Genomic DNA, 18,603 nt, shown 5'->3' with positions numbered 1-18,603 from the left:
CACCGAAGATGGAGCATGCACTGGCCTTTGTTCGAGCTGACGTTGCGTACACCCCGGCTGGAACTGCGGCTGCCGACGCTCGCGGAGCTCGACGCGCTCGCCCAGCTGTCGACCGAAGGCGTGCACGACCCGGACAAGATGCCGTTCGCCGTGCCCTGGACCGACCTGCCGCCCGCTGAACGAGCCCGCAGCGTCATGCAGTTCCACTGGCGCCTGCTGGCCGACTGGACGCCCCACGACTGGAACCTCCAGCTCGTGGTCTTCCTCGACAACGAGGTCGTCGGTGTTCAGGACATCATCGGCAGGGACTTCGCCCTCCTCAATGAAGTCAGTACCGGCTCATGGCTGGGTCGGCGCTTCCAGGGCCAGGGCATCGGCACGGAAATGCGCGCCGCAGCGCTCGAACTCGCGTTCACCGGCCTTGGCGCCGAATCGGCGGTCACCGCGGCGATCACCGACAACCCCGCCTCCAACGCGGTCTCGCGCAAGCTCGGCTACGAGTCCAACGGCCTCGTCCGCACCCGCGTACGCGACTCCCTCGGCTACGAGCAGCGCTTCAAGCTGGACCGCGACCGCTGGAAGCAGCACCGAACGGTCCCCGCCCAGATCGACGGCCTGGTTCCCTGCCTCCCGCTCTTCGGCCGCTCAACGGGGTAGGACGCGATAGCGCATGTGAGTCACGTCGCGCCCCTGAATCGACCGGACCAACTCAAGGTCCACATGTCCGGGACCGAGCGCCTCGAACAGCGGGCGTCCGCCGCCCAGCAGAACCTGCACAAGATGAATCTCCATCTCGTCCAGTAGCCCGGCCCGGAGCAGCGACTGCGCGGCCCCGGCGCCGTGCACCATCACAGGCCGGTCGCCCGCCGCCTCCTTGGCCCGCGCCACGCACTCCTCAACGTCCGTGACGAACCGCGCGCTCCCCGGCGGCACGTCCCCCTCCTCGACGTGGCTGGTCAGTACGAAGATGGGCACGCCGTCGTGATGGTCGCCCTGCCACCGCCCGGCCAGCTCGAACGTCCGCCGCCCCGAGATCACCGCCCCCGTCGCCAGTGCCTCCCGGTACACCTGACCGTTCGGCCCATCGGACATCCGGTCGTCCAGCCAGTTGAACAGCCGCCCGCCGTCCCGCCCCAGCTCCTGCCCCGCCCGATCGTCCGGCCCGGCGATGAATCCGTCGAGGGACATCGACATGTACAGCCGGATGGGCGCGCTCACTCCACTCTCGTTCTCACTCATGCCCGTTCAGACCACCCGCCCCCGCAAAATTCATCGCTCACCCGACCCGCGACCCTCGCCACCGCACAGGGTGGCCGCCCGGGTCGGTGGTGAGCCACGTTCCGTCTCCGAGCGGCTGGAGGTCGTAGACGTTCTCGCCGTGCCCCTCGAATTCGCCGTCGATCCGGCCCGAGCGCAGGTCGACGAGGTAGTAGCGGAACCATTCCTCGTCGTCCTCGATTTCGCCTTGCAGTGTGACGATCGCCGTGTCGGAGGTGAGGAAGCCGCCGGTCCACTCGATAGAGAACTCAGGGGTCTCGTCCTCGATGCCGTCAACGGGCAGGAAGTCGTCGACCGTGAGGCGCAAGGTCACCTCGCCGCCCGGGTAAGCGTGGAACGCGGCGTCCTCCTGGCCGTGATCGACGGTCATGAAGCGCGTTCCGTCGGGGGAGAGGCCGAGCAGACATCGGTCGTTCCACGGGTAGCGCGTGAGGTCGAGCGCGTTCCCCGACAGGGCGGCGCGGTGGATGACCACTCCGTCCTGGCCTTCACCGACGTCGAGCAGGACGTGCCCGTCCGACGGATGCGCGAGCTGCTGGCCGCCGTGCCCGACCGTGGCCAGGTCTGCCTGGGCGAGAACGTCCCCGGTCGCGGCGTCCAGGGCGACCCACTGGTCGGGGCGATCCCGGCCGGCCATGGCGTCGGGCCGGTAGAGCCACACGACGCGTTCATCCATCGAGAGCGCGCACCCTGGCCGGTGGCCGTAGACGCTGGCTGAGCGGGGTTCGAACGGGGACCGCCACAGCTCGGTGCCTTCCGCGGTCACGCAGACGGCCGCGTTCAACGTCGTGTAGACCGCCCGCTTCAGATCGGCGAACGCCGCGTGCTCAACGACCTCGTCGCCGTCGCCGTCGCCGTCGCCGTCGCCGTCGCCGTCGCCGTCGCCGGGGGCCGGGCGAAAGACGGCCGCCGGAGCGAGAAGCCCGTGGCGTTCATCCGTCAGGTCGTAGGCGCAGAGCCGGCCGTCGACCAGGCGGGTGATGATCCTTCGGTGATCCATGGCCGGACACTAACGGCTCGAGATCGGCGGGGCGGGGTGGTTCGGTGGGGTGGATGGCGCCCGGCGGAGGTTTCTGCCGGGCGCCGGTCTTGTGCGGTCAGGCCGCGCAGCGGGGCGGCGGCGGGGCGAGGTCGACGGCGGCGTCGATGACCTCGGCGCCGTCGCTGCGGACCGCGTGGACGGCCATGTGGTTGGACTGGCCGCGGTTGACCGGGTTCGGGTGGACCTCGCGGATCCCGGTCGGGGTGGAGACGTCGTCGGGGTTGTTGAAGAAGATCGTGCCGTTGTCGGAGAAGGTCACGGCCCAGTGCTGGCCGGCGACCTGGGTGTTGATCTCGAACTCCTCACCGGCCACCAGCGGGTGCGCCGCCGGGCCGTCGTCGTCGTACATCGACTTGAGCGTCCAGGTGGTCCCGAGGGCGGTCGTGCCGCTCGTCGACACCGGGCGGCCGCACGGCCGGTCCTTCGCCTGAGCCGCCGAGCCGATGCCGGTGAGGGCCGTCGTGGTCAGCAGCGCCGCCACCCCCGTGAGCACCACGGCCGAGACACGCGTACGCATCAAAGATCCCCCTTGTGTTTGGAGTGTCGATGATGAATACGCCCGGGGGTTACGCGGTGCGTGGCGTCGTCAGGTGTCGCGGGAGGCGATGAGGGGGCCGAGCACGTGGGTGCCGGGGCCGATGCGGCCGCCGGGGCCGGGCAGTTGGGTGGTGTTGTCGGCGGTCAGTTCGTGTCCGCAATTGCCGCACGTTGTGACGGCCTCGGTGTCGTGGCCGCAATCCAGGTGATGGATGCGTACGGGCGGGCCGGACTCGCCGTACCAGCGGTCACCCCATCGCATCAGCGCGAGGAGGACGGGGTAGAGCTCCTTGCCCTTCTCGGTCGCCAGGTAGTGCTCGCGGGGAGGGTGCTCTTGGTAGCGCTCGCGGGTCAGGACGCCTTCCTCGACGAGGCGGGCCAGGCGGGCGGCCAGGATCTTGCGGGAGATGCCGAGGTCGCGGGCCAGGTCGTCGAAGCGGTTCACGCCCACCAGGACGTCCCTCATGATCAGCGCCGTCCACGCGTCCGCGAACAGGTCGGTGGCGCGCGCGATCGAGCACGCGACGTCGGTGAGAGAGGTCCTGGTCACGCCCCCGAGTGTACTTGAGTTCCCTTAGGGGACTAGTCTAGGTTTCTTAAGGGAACTCAAAGCTGAGGAGGATCATGGGACCGGCGATCGAACTCGACTCGCGTACGTCCAGCGCCATCGACGGCCGCCACATCCGCGCCCTCACCTTCCAGGACGTACGGCTGGAGTACGTGAGCTCGGTGCTGCGCAGGCTCGGGATCGAGCCGGACGGGCGCTCGGCCCTGGTGGTCGGCAGTGGGCGCGGGTTGCTGGCTCGCGGGCTGGCCGGGCTGGGGATGAACGTGGTGGCTCTCGACCCGTCTGCGGGAGCGACTGCTATGGCACGCGAGGCGGACGGAGGTGGTGTCGAGTATGCGACCGCGCCTGCCGAGGAACCCGGGCAGGCCGACGCGGCGTTCGACGTCGTCTTCTACGCCGACACGTTCGAGATCACCGAAGATCTGGAGCGGGTCGTCTCGCATGCCGCTCGCCTGCTGCGGCCGGACGGCGTTCTCTTCTACGACACCGTCAATCGGACGCCGGTCTCCCGGCTGATCTACCTCGGGGCCTTCCAGGCGCTGCCGTTCACCCGCATCATGCCTCCCGGCCGCTACAGCGCGGCTCGCCTGCGGACACCGGAGGAGGTCACGGCCGCGCTCGCCGCACATGGGCTGCGGAACGAGGATGTCTGCTCGTTCAAGCCCAAGAACGTTCTCGACCTGGTCCGGGCCACCGTCGCGCGCCGGAAGGGGAAGATCGGCGACGACGCGATCCCGGGCATGACCGGCTTCGTTCTCGAGCCGGACGGCAAGCCGATCGTCACCTACCTCGGCTACGCCCGCCCGCGCGGCTAGCGGCGAATCCGCTGAACGGGGGGGTGATTCATCACTGCTCACACCCGCAACAGATGATGAAGAGGATGGACCGCCACGCACGTTCGGGGGATTGATGGCAGAGCATCGTTTGGTCACCACGTCCGCGGGCCGCATCCACCTGGTCGAGCAGGGGGAGGGGCCGCTGGTCCTCTTGGTGCACGGGTTCCCTGAATCCTGGTATTCCTGGCGGCATCAGCTGCCGGTCCTGGCCGCGGCCGGATACCGGGTCGCGGCCATTGACGTCCAGGGCTACGGCCGTTCATCCAAGCCAGGAGACCTGTCCGCCTACCGGATGCTGAACCTGGTCGAGGACAACGTCGCCGTGGTCCAGGCCCTGGGCGAGCAGACGGCGGTCATCATCGGCCACGACTGGGGCGCGAACATCGCCGCCGACTCCGCCCTCCTCCGGCCCGACGTCTTCAGCGCGGTCGGTCTGCTCAGCGTTCCGTACGCCCCGCGCGGCGGCCCACGACCGAGCGAGATCTTCGCGCAGATCGGTGGACCCGAGCAGGAGTTCTACGTCAGCTATTTCCAGGAACCCGGCCGGGCCGAGGCCGAGATCGAGCCGGACGTCCGCGGCTGGCTGGCCGGCTTCTACGCCGCCCTGTCGGCCGACACCATGCCGTCCGCCGACGCCCCGGACCCGCACTTCGTCTCCCCGGGCGGAAAGCTACGCGACCGCTTCCCTGCGGACCGCCAGCCCACCTGGCTGACCAACGACGACCTGGACGTCTACGCAACGGAGTTCGAACGAACCGGCTTGAGCGGCGGACTGGCCCGCTATCGCAACATGGACCGCGACTGGGAGGACCTCGCCGCCCACGACGGCGCCCCCATCACCCAGCCGTCCCTCTTCATCGGCGGCGAGCTGGACGCCTCCACCACCTGGATGGCCGACGCCATCAAGGCTTACCCCGAGACGCTGCCCGGCTTGGTGTCCTCGCACATCCTCGAAGGCTGCGGCCACTGGATCCAGCAGGAACGCCGCGACGAGGTGAACGAACTCCTCACCAGCTGGCTGTCCTCCCTTCCCGCCGAACGACGCGTTTGATGCCGATCAGAGTCCGATACCGCTCCCGTTCATGGAACTGCTGCCGGCTCCACACGGCGGGGCGGCCGAGCTCGGCGCACAGGTGCAGGATCTGATCGTCGCCGACGCAGACGCCTACGTGTGCGCCCCACGCGTCCTCGGTGGCGTTGAACAGGACCAGGTCCAATGGGCGTGCCTCCGTCACCCGCCGGGTGCACTCCACATCAGCCCAAAGCTCACTCGACCGCAGATCGGGCGGGTCGAGCCCGAACCATCTGAGCACTTCGTAAGCGAACAGCTGGCAGTTGGCCCCGTCGGCGAGCCCGGGCCTCTCGGCCACCTTCGGCGACCCCGGAAAACGGTCACCGACATATTGAGTAGCCCACAGACCATCCGGCAGTTCCTCCAGCACGGCCCTCTCCGCCTCATCGTCGCTCACCAGGCCGTTCAACCCTAAGGCTCAGGGCCGTCAGACCTGGTGGTCTGACGGCCCTGTTCGGCCGGTTCACGGTCAGAGGCTGCGGGCGACGATGTCGCCGACCGAGGTGGTGGCCTGAATCGTGAGCTGGCTGGTGCCGTCGTTCTTGAGCGTGTTGTGGACGCGGCCGCTGCTGGTGCTGGCGTCCAGGGAGGCCGAGACTCCGGTGGCGGCGCCGACCGAGATCTCACCGGCCTGCGTGGTCAGCACCAGCGCTCCACCCGTGGCCTCGGCGATGCGGATGTCGCCCTTGCTGGTGGTGATCGTGGCGGATCCGTTGAGGCGGCCGACCTGGACGTCTCCGGCCTGCACGGTCAGCTGGGCGTCGCCGGTCTCGTCGAAGGTGAGCTGCCCGTGTGCGGCCTCGAAGCTGACCTCGCCGAGCGGCCCGGTGCTGTGGACGTCGGCGCTGGCAACCTTGCCCTGGACGGCCGACCCGGCGGGCAGGTGCACGGTGACCTGAACGGCGCCAGACGGGCCCATCAGCTGGTTCTTGACCGCGGTCTGGATCCGCAGGATCCCGTCGCGGAAGTCGACGCTGGTCTGCTCGGCGGCCTTCACATCGCGGCCCTTGGAGGCGTCCGCGGGCTGGACCTCGACGGTGGCGTCGGCGCGGTCGGCGGCGATGAGCTGGATCTGGCCGGCGGGGATGTCCAGGACGGTGGTGATCGGGGCGGTGGCGGCGAAGGTCTGCATCGTGGTCTCCTGCGTTCGTGTTCCTCGTTGTTTCGAACAACGCAAACGCTACGTTGCATTCCAAATCTATGCAACAAATCCGTTGCGTCAAACAGGCATATGCGCAGGTCGATACCTGAGAATCATTGCAATGTCCCTGGCATTCAACGCAATGACCGAGCGCGGAGCTTTGCAATGGAATGAGAGTGAACGCTATTCGTACCGCTGACGCAGACGCCGTGTGCTCCGAGCTGGACCGCCTAGGTGGTGGGGGTTTCTAGGTGGGCTAGGCGGGTGGTTTCCAGGTGGGAGATGTCGCCGTTGGCGTCGAGGGCGGCGTCGAGGAGCATCGCAAGGGATGTGCCGTAGACGGGGATGTCGGCGGGGTCGTCGAGCAGGTGGTCGTCGCCGAACGGTTCGTTCGAGCGCTGGATGCGGCAGGTGATCCAGTGGTGGGTCTGGGTGCGGTTGTCGGCTGCGGCGGCGATGCTCCGGCCGTCGGGCAGGTCGATGACCGTGGTGAGGGAGAAGTGGTCCGGTCCGCGAAAGACGCGTCCTTGGTCGGCGGCGGGCAGAAGGCGCCAGGTGTTGTTGAAGAGGGTCGCCGAGCCCATGCGGCGGTAGATCGCCACCAGATCGGCGGGCGAACTCCAGGAGTGGCCGGGCTCGGGCGGGGTGGTCTCGTGGTCGCGGATGATGCGGTCGATCACTTCGTCGATCTGGATCGTTGCGGGGGTCAGGTGCCAGCCGGAGACGGGGCGGAGGGCTCCGTCGGGGGCTTGGGCGATGCCGGTCACGCCTGCGTGGAGTGCTACGGCCTTGTTGGCGCCGGTTACTCGATCGTTGATGTTGACGATCGCCTGGGAGAGCGTCGCGGGCACGCTGTCGCTGCGGATGCCGGGACTGGTGTCGTTGCGCGGCTCGTCGATGGGGAGGTCGAGGAGCGGGTTGGGGCGGTCTTGCGCGCCGGAGTTCGTGAGGTACGGGTAGAGGCGGGCGATCCAGCCGGTGATGACGTCGCCGCCGTAGGCGTCGGCGGGGCTGTAGATGCGCTGCCAGAACGCGGTGTCCACGTCTCCGGAGGCGGCGCGGACGAAGTGGTCGGTGATGGGTCTGAGTGAACGGCACCAGGTCGCCAGGTCGAAGGACTCCAGGGCGTCCACCCGGGTGCGGATCTTCTGCCAGTCCTCGACGGTGCCGGTCAGGGTGATGCTCGGGATGCCGCAGACGCAGACCATCCAGAGGGCGAAGTAGGAGGAGTACGCGTCGAGCATCGTGACGCGGCCGGCGATGCGGTCGGTGTCCGTGCTGGTCGAGAAGTCGCACTCGAAGAGGTCGGTGTCGTCGACCTCGGCGGCCAGGAGCTTGCTGAACGATTCGGCGACGTGCTGCCAGGAGGCGGCGTCGGTGGGCATCGGGCCGTCATGGAGGACAGTGAGGCGCTTGCGGACCTCATGGGAGACCAGGCGTGAACGGAGCTCTTCGGCGTTCAGGCGTACGTGCTGGGCCACACCCTGCGCGATGGTCAGCCACACCGCGTCGGGGGAGAGCACGAGCGGGCGGTGATCGGCGAACGCGCGGCCGACCGCACTGAGCAGCGGGTGAACGCCGTCCGGCTCCAGAACGGGGAGGGCCGGGTCGCCGCCCACCAGGAGTGCCTCGGGGAAGAGCCCGCCGAGCGGCTGGGTGGGGAGGGGCTCGGCGGCTGGGGCGACGTCGTCGACCTGGAAGGTCACCATTGGGGGATTGTAGGAGGAGGGTGATGTGGTTGAAACGCGGGCGGTGGAGGCGCGCCGAGCTAGGGCAGTAGGGCGAGCTTGCCTATGGTGGCTCGCGCTTCCAGTTCGGCGAGCGCCTTTGGACCCTCTGCCAGGTCGTAGGTGGTGGGCTGGGTGGGGGTGAGGACTCCGGCTGCGAGCAGGCCGAACATCTCGCCCATGACCTCGCCGAAGATCTGCGGTGCGGACTGGATGAGGATGCCGATGTTCAGGCCGATGACGTGGACCTGGTGCTTGTAGACCAGATCCCAGTTGGTGAACGGGGCTTCGCCGGCGGCCAGGCCGAAGACGACCACGCGGCCGGTGACGCGCTTGGCGGCGGCCAGGCTGGCGTCCAAGGTCGGGCCGCCGACCGATTCCAGCACCAGGTCGACGCCTTCGCCGTCGGTCAGTTGCAGGACGTCGGAGGCGAGGTCGGGGCTCCAGGCGTCGATGACGTGGTCGGCGCCGAGTGCTCGTACGACCTCGTGCTTGCTGGGTGAGGCGGCGGCGATCACCGTAACGCCGTAGTGCTTGGCCATCCTGACGGCGGCCTGGCCGGTCGCGCCGGCGGCGGCGTGGATGAGGACGGTCTGGCCCGCGGCGAGGGCGCCCAGCGGCTTGAGCGCCGCCAGCGCGGTCGGCCAGTTGACGACCAGGCCCAGCGCCTGCTCGTCGTTCCAGCCCTCGGGTGTCGGGAGCGCGGCGGCTGCGGGCAGCGCCATGTACTCGGCGAACGCGCCGCCCGTGATGTCGACGCTGATGACGTGTGTGCCGGGCTCCAGGCCGTTCACCCCCTCGCCGACGGCGACGATCTCGCCGGCGCCCTCGATGCCCGCCACGTACGGCGGATGCGGGCCGCCCGCGAACGTGCCGCGCGACTGCGAGAGGTCGACGAAGTTGACGCCGGCGGCGGTGACGCGGATCAGGACCTCGCCGGGGCCCGGGCTCGGCACCGGCGCCTCGGTGGTCAGGCTCAGGCCGCGCGGGCCGTTCAGGGATTGCTGCCGCAGGGCGCGCATGGTCGGGGGAACGCTCATGATGGTCGCCTATCTATTTGTTTATCGAACGACAAACAAACCGTCCCACGCACGGACGACACCGGTCAAGGTATAATTGATCGAACGACAAACAAGTACCGAGAGGTATTCGATGGCCACTCGCGGCAGGCCCCGCACGTTCGACCCGGACACCGCCCTTCACCAGGCGCTGGACGTGTTCTGGGAACGGGGTTACGAGGGCACATCGATCAACGACCTCGCCCGGGCCATGGGGATCGCCTCGGCCAGCATCTACGCGTGCTTCGGCAGCAAGGAGGACCTGTTCCGCCAGGTCATGGCCCTGTACGGCACGGCCTCAGGCGGTCCGCCCCGGGACGCGCTGAGCGACGAGCCCACCGCGCGGGAGGCGGTCCACGCCATGCTGCGCGCCACCGCCGACCAGATCACCGGGCCCGACACCCCGCACTACTGCATGCTCATCCTCGCCGCCCCCACCGGCGCCGTGGAGAACCACTCGGTACGCGAGTTCCTCGCCGACGCCCGCCGCGACATGTTCACCACCATCAGGGACCGGCTCGACCGCGGCGTCACCGAAGGCGACCTCGCCAAACAGCCCGACGGCCTCAACGGCATCGCGCGCTACTACACGACCGTCGTGCAGGGCCTGTCCATCCAGGCCCGCGACGGCGCCACCCGCGACGAACTGGAAACCGTCATCGCCTGCTCCATGGCCGCCTGGGACACCCTGACCGCCGCGCCCGCCTAGAAGATCTTCAGGCGACGCTTGAACGGCTCGCCTCCGCGGATCTCCTGGCCTGCGTCGTAGTAGATCTCGACCTTGCGGTTGCCCGCCAGCGGCGAGACGTCGATGCCCGGTGTCATGCCGGAGATGTAGAGGAACTCCAGCTTCGGGAGGTCGGCCAGCGGGCTCAGGTCCGTGACGCGAGTGCAGTTGACGAGGTGAAGAGTGTTCAGGTCCTTGGCCCCGCGAAGGGGTTCCAGATCGGCGACGTCGGTTTCGGACAGGTTGAGGAAGACCAGCGAGTCCTGATTCGCGAGGGGCGCCACGGAGTCGATTCTCGTGCCGGACAGGTTGAGGACGGTCGGCCGGAGAGCCTCCAGCGGCTCCAGGGCCGTCACCCAGCCGCAGCCGGACAGGTAAAGGACGGTCAGGTTCGGGGCCGCGGCGACGACGTCGTGCAGGCCGCAGGTCAGGGCGCTGTCGTCGAGGCCGAGGGTGCCCAGTGTGGTGAGCGGCGGGAGCATGTCGAGGCTGGTCAGCTGATGGGACCGGAAGAGGACGAGCCCTTCGAGCGGCATGTGCCGGTCCAGGGGCGAGAAGTCCGCGATGTTCTCGCACCGGGTCAGCCAGATGTAGTCGAGCGGCGGAATGTCGTTGAGGAAGTCCAGGTCCGGCATCCCCGGCAGCCTGATCGTCAGGTCGCGCAGGTTCGGCATGCGGGGGAGCAGCGAGAGATCCGCGCCGGGTTCGTTCCAGTAGAGCATCAGCTGGCGTAGCGACGCGGCGTGCACGTTCAGGAAGTCGAATCCGGAGACGCCGTCCGGGTAGGCCGTGATCTCGGGACGCGGCCGGAGCCTGCCCAGCGCCTTCACCTGCCTGGCGGTGGTGGGGCGCAGCGTGTGGTCCGCGTGGGCGGCCCCGGCGAGGACACGGTCGGCATACTCGTCGGTGTCGAAGTACTGCCATGCCTCGCCCACCTCCCACTGGACCGAGTGACGTGGGTCGCGGGCGTAACGGGCGAGGACATCGAGCGAGGCCGGTCCGTTGATCATCCAGGTGGTCCGGACGGCGGCTTGAGCGGCGGCGTCGGAGAGGCCGTCGAGGGTCTGCGGTAGGCGGGACAGGACCGCCTCGCCCGCCGTGGCCAGCGAACGGGCGGCCGCGAGCGAACGCGGCGGAACCAGGTCGTCCAGGCAGCGGTCGATCTCGCGCGCCAGATCCGATGGAACCGATGGCAACGTTTCCAGGCACGCCACGACCACCAGTTTCAGCACACGCGCGCGGCTCGGTTCGTTCGTGATGCGCGCCAGCAGGCCCGAGACGAGCTCGCGCCGCAGGGGCTCGTTGGCGTGGCCGGCGGCCATGATGACGGTCTCGCGCCACTGGTCGCGGTGGGCGTTCTGGATGAGCAGGTCCATGTCGCCGAGGTCGGCGGCCTGCTTGGCGGCCAGGTACTCCTGAACGGTCCGGTGCACGAAGTCGATGCGGCCGAGGACCGGTTCGCGGATGATGCCGCTGCGCTGCAGCAGCGCTTCGAGCACGTCGGAAGCGCGCGCGTCCACCTGTGGCATCGAGGCCAGCCGCGTGGCGATGACGCGTTCGACCATCGGCTTGGGCAGTTCCACCCGGCCGCTGGTCGACAGGTGCCAGGCGATGTCCTGCAGCACGCGGACCTTCTGGTCGCGTTCCAGCTGGGCGGCTTGGGGAACGCCGCGCCTGGCGTCCCGTGTCTCCAGCAGCAGGTCGAGGGCCGCCGCGTACAGGCCCATGCGGTCGCGGGGGAGCGCCTCACGGTCGAGGTTCAGTGCGCACAGCACAGCGGCCAGCAGCGGGCTGGACGCGAGCATGCGCAGATGCGGCGCCGCCTCGAACCGCGCCAGCAGCCTGGCCTCGTAGGACGGCAACCGTTCCGGGGCGCATGGCAGTTCGTCGCCCGCCAGCACGGCGGTGTGCCACTGCTGAACGAGAGCGCGGATGTCCGAAGGCCCCAGTTGCTCAAGGAAGGCGCTCGCGAACCCCTCCGCCCGCAGCCACTTCGCATCGGCGGCCGCAGGTCGCGACGTCACGATGACACGAATGCCGCGGAACTCGTTGACGATCTCCTTCAGCCACTGCCGGACCTGCTGCCGCCGCGCGCCGGTGATCTCGTCCACGCCGTCCACCAGCAGGAGCGCGCGCCCGGACGTGAGCCGCCTGTGCACCCAGCCGCGCGGCATCAGCCCGCTGAGGTTCCCGGCGACGTCGTCCAGGTACTCCTCCGGGCGAGGCAGCGGACCGGTGGCGTGGCTGCGCAGCTTGATGAGGAACGGCGTGCACCCGTTCCACTCGGCGAGCTCATCAGTGAAAGCCCCGCGCGCGGCCATCACGGCCAGCCACCGCAGCAGCGTGCTCTTGCCGCCGCCCGCCTCGCCGCGCAGCAGCATCAGCCGATGCTCGCCCAAGGCGGCCTCCACGCGGATCGAGCTGCTCTCCCGCTCCTCCTCGAACCGCCAGTCCTTCGGCCGCCGCACGATCTCGTCCGACACGTTCAGGCTGATGTACGCGACGCTCAGCGTCGTCTGCGGTCGCGTCAGCCGCTCGAAGCGCACCCCGAACAGCTCAAGCGTGTCGAGGTTCTCGCTGATCGACGCGAGATACCGCCGCGTGAACTCCTCGTCGTGCGACTGGCCCTCGGGTGCCGCCAGTGTCCGCGCGGGCAGGCGCGCCAGCACCGCGCCCACCTGGTCGGCCAGGCCGCTCAGCCGCCCGAGCGTCTCCACCGACGCGCGCGGCTCGAACTGCGGCAGGTGAACGATGATCCGTGCCAGACAGTCGCAGCACTCATCCAGTACGACCTCGTACAACCGCGCCCCGGCCTCGCCGAGCTGGAACCGCGCCTCACGCTCCGGTAGCCGCGCACGCAAACTCCGCGACAGCTTCACCGGGTCGGCATCAGCGGCGAAGAACGCGTCATCCGAAAGGTCCGCGCCGTCCAGCGTCCGTACGACCTCGAACAGCACCGCCTCGCGGTCACCGTCGGCGAGCCCGCCGAACTCCTGCCGCGCGAACGTCAGGAGCCGTTCGCCCACCGAGTCGGCGATGTCCTCGAACTGCCGCGTCGCCCGCCGCCGCTTGATCTCGTCCGGGAAGCCGACCTTCACCAGCTCCGCGAGATCCTTGGCGGCCGTCCCCTTGGCCGAACGCCCGGCCAGCCAGCGCCGCACGGCCAGTTGAGCGACCGACCTACCGACGCCGAATACCGCCACTTCGACCGACACCGCGCCAGTATGCCGGAAAGGCCACAGCCCACGATCCGGCCCTACGCTGTCGGTTCATGGGGTGCGTGATCGCGGGAGAGGGCGTTCTGGTCGCCGGGCTCTTTTCGGCGAAACAGAAGGACTATGCCGAGGTCATGAACGCCCTCACGCACGAGGTAGAGAGCCTCGGCGGTCGCGTCGTCGGGCGGTCCTGGCGGAGATGCTCGGCTGCGTGGTGCTCAGCCGCCAGGACCTTCAAGCGCCCGCCTGACGCGTCGTGGCGGTGTCTGGATTACCCGTCAGGGGCGCTGGGAAGGTATCGCTCGTGTTGATCGATCTCACGGGGCGTACGGCTCTTGTCACCGGGTCCACGCAGGGTATCGGGCTGGCCATCGCGACTGGGCTGGCTCGGGCGGGTGCTCGGGTGGGGGTGAACGGGCGTTCGGAGAAGACCACCGAGGAGGCGGCCGGGCGGCTGACCGTGGACGTACCGGGCGCGGACGTGGTGCCGGTCGCGGCGGACCTGGCCACTGAGGCGGGCGGCGCGCGGGTGGTCGAGGAGCTGCCGGACGTCGACATCCTGGTCAACAACCTCGGGATCTTCGGGGCCGTGCCCGCGCTGGAGATCAGCGACGATGAGTGGCGGCGCTACTTCGAGGTGAACGTGCTGTCGGCGGTCCGCCTCACGCGCGCCTACCTGCCCCGGATGACCGAACGCGGGTGGGGGCGGATCCAGTACATCGCCAGCGACTCGGCCGTGGTGACGCCCGCCGAGATGATCCATTACGGGATGTCCAAGACGGCGCTGCTGGCGGTCTCGCGCGGGTTCGCCAAGGAGGCGGCCGGGAGCGGTGTGACGGTCAACTCCGTTATCGCCGGGCCTACGCATACCGGGGGCGTCGAGGATTTTGTTTACGAGCTGGTCGACAAGGGCCTGCCGTGGGAGCAGGCGCAGCGGGAGTTCATGCGGCTGCACCGGCCGCAGTCGCTGCTTCAGCGGCTGATCGAGCCTGAGGAGATCGCCAACATGGTGGTCTATCTGAGCTCGCCGTTCGCGTCCGCGACGACCGGGGGAGCGGTGCGGGTCGACGGCGGGTACGTCGACTCGATCCTGCCCTAGCGGCTGTTCTGCCAGGTCGCGGCGCGTTCGATGTCGGGGCCGGTGGTCCACAGGTCGGCCGGGTCGGCGGGCATCATGAGCTCGCGCAGGCGGTTCCTGGTGCCCTCTCTGAGCTGTGGCCTGGCCGCCTTGCCGGTCGCCGGGTCCAGATAGAGGTCCGAGATCTCAGGCGGTGCGGTGTCGCCGAAGAGGGCGTGGGCGGCGTCCCAGCGGGCCATGCCGGTGCGGTCGGCGAGGTCGATCGCGTGCGCGGGGTCGGCGGGGAGCGGGCCGCGTTCGTCCAGGAGCTCGGTGAGGCGCCGGACGGCGTCGGGGGAGCCCCAGCCTTGACGGGACTGGTTGGCCCATTTCCAGCCGGGCGGGATGTCCCAGCCGGAATCGGGGTCCGGCGCGTATCTGATTCCGGTCGTCGGGTAGAGGATGAGGAGCGCCGATCCGGAGAGGCTCCAGATCTCGCCCCGGGGGTCCTCGAACCGTTCGGTCGCGGTGAGACCGACCCCCCTGCCAGTGCCCTGAGCCGTCGCCGAACGGCGTGGACGCCCAGGCGTGCAGCTCGTCGAGGACCTTGGTGCGCTCGTAGGCCGTCGTCCAGGGCCAGACGATGCTCAGCGCGTCGCCTCCCAGCCGGAGGAACGGGAGGCGCAGGGCACCGAAGTCGGCGATGTCGGTCACCTCGACCAGGCCCGGCGGTGCGTTCAGGGCGTCCTTGAGTTTGTCGGCGAGCAGGCGGGCGTGGGACATCGCCTTGACGTTCCGCCGGACCCGGAGGCCTGGCAGCGGTGACAGCACCGGGGGCAGGCCGCCGGTGCCCAGTCGGGCCAGGCCCTGCATGCAGCGGGCGGCGAGGACGGCCTGCTCGATGACCCCGGCCCGGAGCCGCGGCGAGGTGACGTCCGGGAGCAGTTCGTCGAGCCGCCGGGCGGTCTCGCGCGGGCCGAGCAGGGCGGCCTCGGCCAGGGCGTTCGCGGTGGCATGGTCGATCCGGCGCAGCGCCGCCGAGCCCGCCGGGTCCGCCGGACGCATGTGCCGCCACCAGCCGGGCGGCGGAACGGGCTGGTCTCCGGGCTCGACCTTCTGCGCGATTCCGAACGGCGCCTGCGCGGTCTCGACGCCGTCCGGGGCGTGGAACCGCAGCCGCCCGCCGCCGCAGCCGATTCGCGTGGCCTGGTCCGCGCCCGGGAAGATCACCTCGGCGGTCTCGGGGAAGTCGGGCCCGCCGGCCTCCGCTTCGAAGGTCAGCAGCGGATCGTGGTCGTCGCTGTAGCCCTCCACGCGGAAGATCCCTTGGCGGTCGGCCATCCGCAGGTCCGTCCCGTCGAACCAGAACAGCGACCCCGAATGGACGAACGGCGGATCGACGTCGGGGAACAAGGACGGCATCGACACCCGGCGCGTCTCGATCTCGCCGGAAGGCCCGTACACCCGCGCCGGGTGGGTGACGACGGTCAGGTACTCGCCGTGCTGAACGACCAGGGCCGGCATGGCGCCCCGCGACGGCGCCGTCTCCGTGAACGGAAACTCCAGCTCTCCCGGGATGCCCGTACGCAGCGCGAGGACCAGCGCCTCCACCGGGTCGGCGGGCCTCCAGCCGCTGAGAAAGTCCGCGTCGAGACGGTCGAAACGCGCGGACGCCAGAGGAGCGAGGTAGGCCAACCCGGTCTCCAGCGCGGGCAGCCCTCCGGCTTCGGTCTGCGTTCGCCAGCCGTCGATCAGGGACCGCAGTGCCTCGGGCATCGTCGCCCAGACGCGGTCCAGGACGTCCATGTAGTCGACGTTCGCGTACAGGCCGATGTCGCGGACGAACCGGCTGATCGCGTCGATGGGAGGGCGGGCGGCCATGGAGGCGAAGTCGGTGCCGCCGGACCAGGTCTCACCGTCTCGACGCGGGTTGGACTGTGGCCAGGCATGGGTCTGCGCCACATCCAGCAGGTTCCGCGCAACGTAAGAGGACGACCCCCTGCGCGGCAGCTCCGCCTGCTTCATCAGCCGCCGCAGCACCGGCTCCGGGCAGCGTTCCCCCTTGCCTGCGAACCAGTCGGCTTGCAGCCCCCGCCCCGCCTCCGCGTCGGCGAGCACGGCGAGCCACACCTGCCGTACGCGCTCGTCGCCCGCGGGCTCTGCCGCAAGCAGTTGCTCACGCAGAAGCTGCTCGCGCGTCGCGAGGTCGACCAGGGCTGAACGGGCCGTCCGCCACACCTCCAGCGGCGCCGACGCCAGCGCCCCGGAACGCAGCAGGCCTTCGATGTCGTCCTCGTTTCCGGACCAGAGCAGGTCCGGACGCCAGCACAGTTCCGGCGGAGCTCCGTTCGCCAGGAAGTCCTCGTCCAGCAGCTCCGCCCAGCCCGGGCGCCAGCGCGGTTCGCGTCGCCGCATCTCCTCGCGCAGAGCCTCGATCTGCGCGTCGGGCATGGACCCGCTCTCCCACCAGGCAGGCATGTGGTCGTAGACGGCCTCGACGGCTACCTCGTCCCCGTTCGCCGGGCGGAGCCGCGCGAGCAGCCACCGGCCGCGTGCCGCGTCGGCGTCCTCCTCGCGCCAGGCGGTCAGGAGGTCGGACACCTCGGCGTCGAGCCAGTGGCCACGCGAGTCGTGATAGGTGAAACCGGGCCGCGGGTGACCCACGTAGGCCGCGGTGATCTCGCCCTTCGCACGCACCCGCGCGATCAGCGGCCCCCTCGCGGGCCCGGCCTTGCCCGCCTCGTTCGCCTTGCCCGCCCCGCTCGCCTTGCCCGCCCCGCTCGCCTTGCCTGCCTCGCCCGCCTCGCTCGTCTCCGGCCGGTCGGGCAGCTCGCCTCCCGCCCCGCGCATGGCGGCCGTGATGACGCCGCCGACCTGAACATGGTCCAGGAGCTGGACGCGCCGCCCGGCCGGCTCGCCCGTACCCGCCGCCGCCTCGGGACGGGGCGAGCCCGGTGCCAGCCCCGTGCGTTCGGCGATGCGCAGGGCCGCCTCAACGTTGCCCGCCTCGTCGACCGCCTCGCCGACGGCCTCCAGCAGAGCCTCGACGACCGGCCGTTCCAGAGCCTCCTCCTCGGCGGCCTTGATCAGACGCCCGTACGCCTTCGCCGGCCCGGCGAGGTCCTCGCCCAGGTCCAGATAGAGATCCTCCACGGTGCCGTCGGTGTAGCCGACGCCGTCGTCCATCCAGTGCGGCACGGGCGCGTGCGACCAGGACGACCCGTCCCACCAGCGCAGGGACGTCAGCATCGGCGTCGCGACGAGCCGTTCCCAGGGCAGCCACTCCGGGGCGCCCGCGAGCAGATCGACCGGCGGCACCTGATCGCGCGTCCCGCTGTACGGCTGGAATCCGTACAGCACCGCGCGCCCGCCCTCGATCCAGCCGATGGCGTACCACCCGTCCCCGGTGTCCACCTTGCTCAGGAACGCTCCGTCCAGCGTGAACCCGCTGCCGGCGAGCGACGGGGCGGCGGCCGACAGCACGGCATGAGCCGCGGCCTCGGCCCAGATCTTCTCGGGACGAGGCAGGTCCTCGAACAACGGACGGCTCCTTGGGAGGCGGGGCGGAGGAGGTGATCCGAGAACGATACGGGGACGACGTGAAGCCCGGACCTAATCCGGCTAGCGCGCATCTTCGGCGGACGCCTCGTGCCGGGCGTTGGCCTGGTCCACCTCGGCCATGTGCGCTTCGGCCCAGGCGCGTACGGCCGCCAGCGGTCCGTCCAGGGACACGCCCAGCTCGGTGAGCCGGTAGTGCACTCGGGGCGGCACGGTCGGCTCGACGCGGCGTTCGGCGAGGCCGTCCCGGACGAGGTTCTGCAAGGCGTTCCTGCTGGCCATGCGCCGTCCCGAACGTGTTGAACGGCTCGTCCTCATGGAGTCGCTGCTCGGCGGCCTGCCGGGCGCTGGGGAATTCGAGCGGCCGTGGTGGTTCGGCCTCCACTCCGTGCCGGGCCTGGCGGAGAACGTTCTGACCGGGCACGAGGGGGAGTATGTCGACTGGTTCCTGAGCATCGGCACTCAGGGGCGCGGGATTCCCGATGACGTCAGGGACGTGTTCGCGGAGGCCTACTCCGGGCAGGACGCTTTGCGTGCGGCCTTCTCCCACTACCGCGCCATGCCCACCACCGCCGAGCAGATCCAGAACGCGGCCGAGGGCTCCCGGCTCGCCGTTCCGACGATGGCGGTCGGGGCTCACCCGATCGGCAGGGCGCTGGAACGGCAGTTGCGCCCCATCGCCGACGACCTGGTCGGGCATCACCTCGACGACTGCGGGCAAATCATTCCGCTGGATCGTCCACAGGCCCTGCTGGAGCTTCTGGTGCCCTTCCTGACCGCCTAATAT

At 69.9% G+C, this 18,603-nt stretch carries 18 protein-coding genes; 6 read left to right on the top strand and 12 right to left on the bottom strand.

Going from position 1 to position 18,603, the window contains the following annotated elements; genetic code table 11:
* Positions 1 to 15: 15 nt before the first annotated feature.
* Positions 16 to 657, top strand: coding sequence for a GNAT family N-acetyltransferase (locus J4573_RS28820; RefSeq protein WP_208259033.1), 642 nt, complete (start codon positions 16 to 18; stop codon positions 655 to 657).
* Here the strand turns inward: J4573_RS28820 and J4573_RS28815 are convergent.
* The 4 genes from J4573_RS28815 to J4573_RS28800 form a co-directional block, all read right to left on the bottom strand.
* A complete protein-coding gene (locus tag J4573_RS28815; protein ID WP_307796967.1) occupies positions 646 to 1,218 on the bottom strand; it encodes a dihydrofolate reductase family protein in 573 nt (190 codons plus the stop codon). The two genes, J4573_RS28820 and J4573_RS28815, sit on opposite strands and share 12 nt — an antisense overlap.
* A 58-nt stretch (positions 1,219 to 1,276) precedes the next feature.
* Positions 1,277 to 2,278 (bottom strand): hypothetical protein, encoded by a 1,002-nt coding sequence (locus J4573_RS28810; RefSeq protein ID WP_208259031.1) that lies wholly within the window; start codon positions 2,276 to 2,278, stop codon positions 1,277 to 1,279.
* Positions 2,279 to 2,375: 97 nt separating this feature from the next.
* The gene (locus J4573_RS28805; RefSeq protein WP_208259030.1) at positions 2,376 to 2,837 is read right to left on the bottom strand and encodes a hypothetical protein; all 462 of its coding nucleotides are present in this window, start codon (positions 2,835 to 2,837) and stop codon (positions 2,376 to 2,378) included.
* A 69-nt stretch (positions 2,838 to 2,906) separates the two neighbouring features.
* Positions 2,907 to 3,407: a winged helix-turn-helix transcriptional regulator gene (locus tag J4573_RS28800; protein WP_208259029.1), complete on the bottom strand. Its 501-nt coding sequence runs from the start codon at positions 3,405 to 3,407 to the stop codon at positions 2,907 to 2,909.
* A gap of 74 nt (positions 3,408 to 3,481) precedes the next feature.
* Between J4573_RS28800 and J4573_RS28795 the strand changes: the two genes are divergently transcribed.
* Both J4573_RS28795 and J4573_RS28790 read left to right on the top strand, forming a co-directional pair.
* Complete coding sequence (locus J4573_RS28795; RefSeq protein WP_208259028.1) at positions 3,482 to 4,240, top strand: methyltransferase domain-containing protein; 759 nt, start codon at positions 3,482 to 3,484, stop codon at positions 4,238 to 4,240.
* A gap of 94 nt (positions 4,241 to 4,334) precedes the next feature.
* A complete protein-coding gene (locus J4573_RS28790) occupies positions 4,335 to 5,312 on the top strand; it encodes an alpha/beta fold hydrolase (protein WP_243773711.1) in 978 nt (325 codons plus the stop codon).
* On the opposite strand, the gene J4573_RS28785 is transcribed toward J4573_RS28790, so the two are convergent.
* The 4 genes from J4573_RS28785 to J4573_RS28770 form a co-directional block, all read right to left on the bottom strand.
* Positions 5,269 to 5,730, bottom strand: coding sequence for an NlpC/P60 family protein (locus J4573_RS28785; RefSeq protein ID WP_208259026.1), 462 nt, complete (start codon positions 5,728 to 5,730; stop codon positions 5,269 to 5,271). The genes J4573_RS28790 and J4573_RS28785 overlap by 44 nt on opposite strands.
* Positions 5,731 to 5,802: 72 nt before the next feature.
* Entirely contained in the window at positions 5,803 to 6,465 is a 663-nt protein-coding gene (locus tag J4573_RS28780; protein WP_208259025.1) for a DUF4097 family beta strand repeat-containing protein, read from the bottom strand.
* 239 nt (positions 6,466 to 6,704) lie between these two features.
* The gene (locus tag J4573_RS28775) at positions 6,705 to 8,183 is read right to left on the bottom strand and encodes a DUF4419 domain-containing protein (protein ID WP_208259024.1); all 1,479 of its coding nucleotides are present in this window, start codon (positions 8,181 to 8,183) and stop codon (positions 6,705 to 6,707) included.
* 59 nt (positions 8,184 to 8,242) lie between these two features.
* The gene (locus J4573_RS28770; protein WP_208259023.1) at positions 8,243 to 9,241 is read right to left on the bottom strand and encodes an NADPH:quinone oxidoreductase family protein; all 999 of its coding nucleotides are present in this window, start codon (positions 9,239 to 9,241) and stop codon (positions 8,243 to 8,245) included.
* A 112-nt stretch (positions 9,242 to 9,353) separates the two neighbouring features.
* Here J4573_RS28770 and J4573_RS28765 point away from each other — a divergent pair, with 112 nt between their 5' ends.
* A complete protein-coding gene (locus tag J4573_RS28765; protein ID WP_208259022.1) occupies positions 9,354 to 9,968 on the top strand; it encodes a TetR/AcrR family transcriptional regulator in 615 nt (204 codons plus the stop codon).
* Here J4573_RS28765 and J4573_RS28760 read toward each other — a convergent pair.
* Positions 9,965 to 13,201 carry an NACHT N-terminal Helical domain 1-containing protein gene (locus J4573_RS28760; protein ID WP_208259021.1) on the bottom strand — a complete coding sequence of 1,079 codons (3,237 nt, stop codon included), beginning with the start codon at positions 13,199 to 13,201 and terminating at the stop codon, positions 9,965 to 9,967. The two genes, J4573_RS28765 and J4573_RS28760, sit on opposite strands and share 4 nt — an antisense overlap.
* A gap of 304 nt (positions 13,202 to 13,505) precedes the next feature.
* Between J4573_RS28760 and J4573_RS28755 the strand changes: the two genes are divergently transcribed.
* A complete protein-coding gene (locus tag J4573_RS28755) occupies positions 13,506 to 14,300 on the top strand; it encodes an SDR family NAD(P)-dependent oxidoreductase (protein WP_208259020.1) in 795 nt (264 codons plus the stop codon).
* On the opposite strand, the gene J4573_RS28750 is transcribed toward J4573_RS28755, so the two are convergent.
* The 3 genes from J4573_RS28750 to J4573_RS54295 form a co-directional block, all read right to left on the bottom strand.
* Positions 14,297 to 14,518, bottom strand: a complete 222-nt coding sequence (locus J4573_RS28750) for a hypothetical protein (RefSeq protein ID WP_208259019.1) — start codon at positions 14,516 to 14,518, stop codon at positions 14,297 to 14,299. The two genes, J4573_RS28755 and J4573_RS28750, sit on opposite strands and share 4 nt — an antisense overlap.
* The gene (locus J4573_RS28745; RefSeq protein WP_208259018.1) at positions 14,466 to 17,798 is read right to left on the bottom strand and encodes a hypothetical protein; all 3,333 of its coding nucleotides are present in this window, start codon (positions 17,796 to 17,798) and stop codon (positions 14,466 to 14,468) included. The genes J4573_RS28750 and J4573_RS28745 overlap by 53 nt, the downstream gene beginning before the upstream one ends.
* Positions 17,799 to 17,879: 81 nt before the next feature.
* Positions 17,880 to 18,098, bottom strand: a complete 219-nt coding sequence (locus J4573_RS54295) for a winged helix-turn-helix transcriptional regulator (RefSeq protein ID WP_243773710.1) — start codon at positions 18,096 to 18,098, stop codon at positions 17,880 to 17,882.
* Here J4573_RS54295 and J4573_RS54290 point away from each other — a divergent pair.
* On the top strand, positions 18,097 to 18,600 hold the full coding sequence (locus J4573_RS54290; RefSeq protein ID WP_243773709.1) for an alpha/beta hydrolase: 504 nt from the start codon (positions 18,097 to 18,099) through the stop codon (positions 18,598 to 18,600). The two genes, J4573_RS54295 and J4573_RS54290, sit on opposite strands and share 2 nt — an antisense overlap.
* Positions 18,601 to 18,603 lie beyond the last annotated feature (3 nt).

Origin of the sequence: Actinomadura barringtoniae (genome assembly GCF_017573505.1) — a bacterium.
In the GTDB taxonomy this organism is placed as follows: Bacteria; Actinomycetota; Actinomycetes; order Streptosporangiales; family Streptosporangiaceae; genus Spirillospora; species Spirillospora barringtoniae.
The sequence above is the reverse complement of the archived record's forward strand: the minus strand, read 5'-3'. Positions and strand labels throughout refer to the sequence as shown.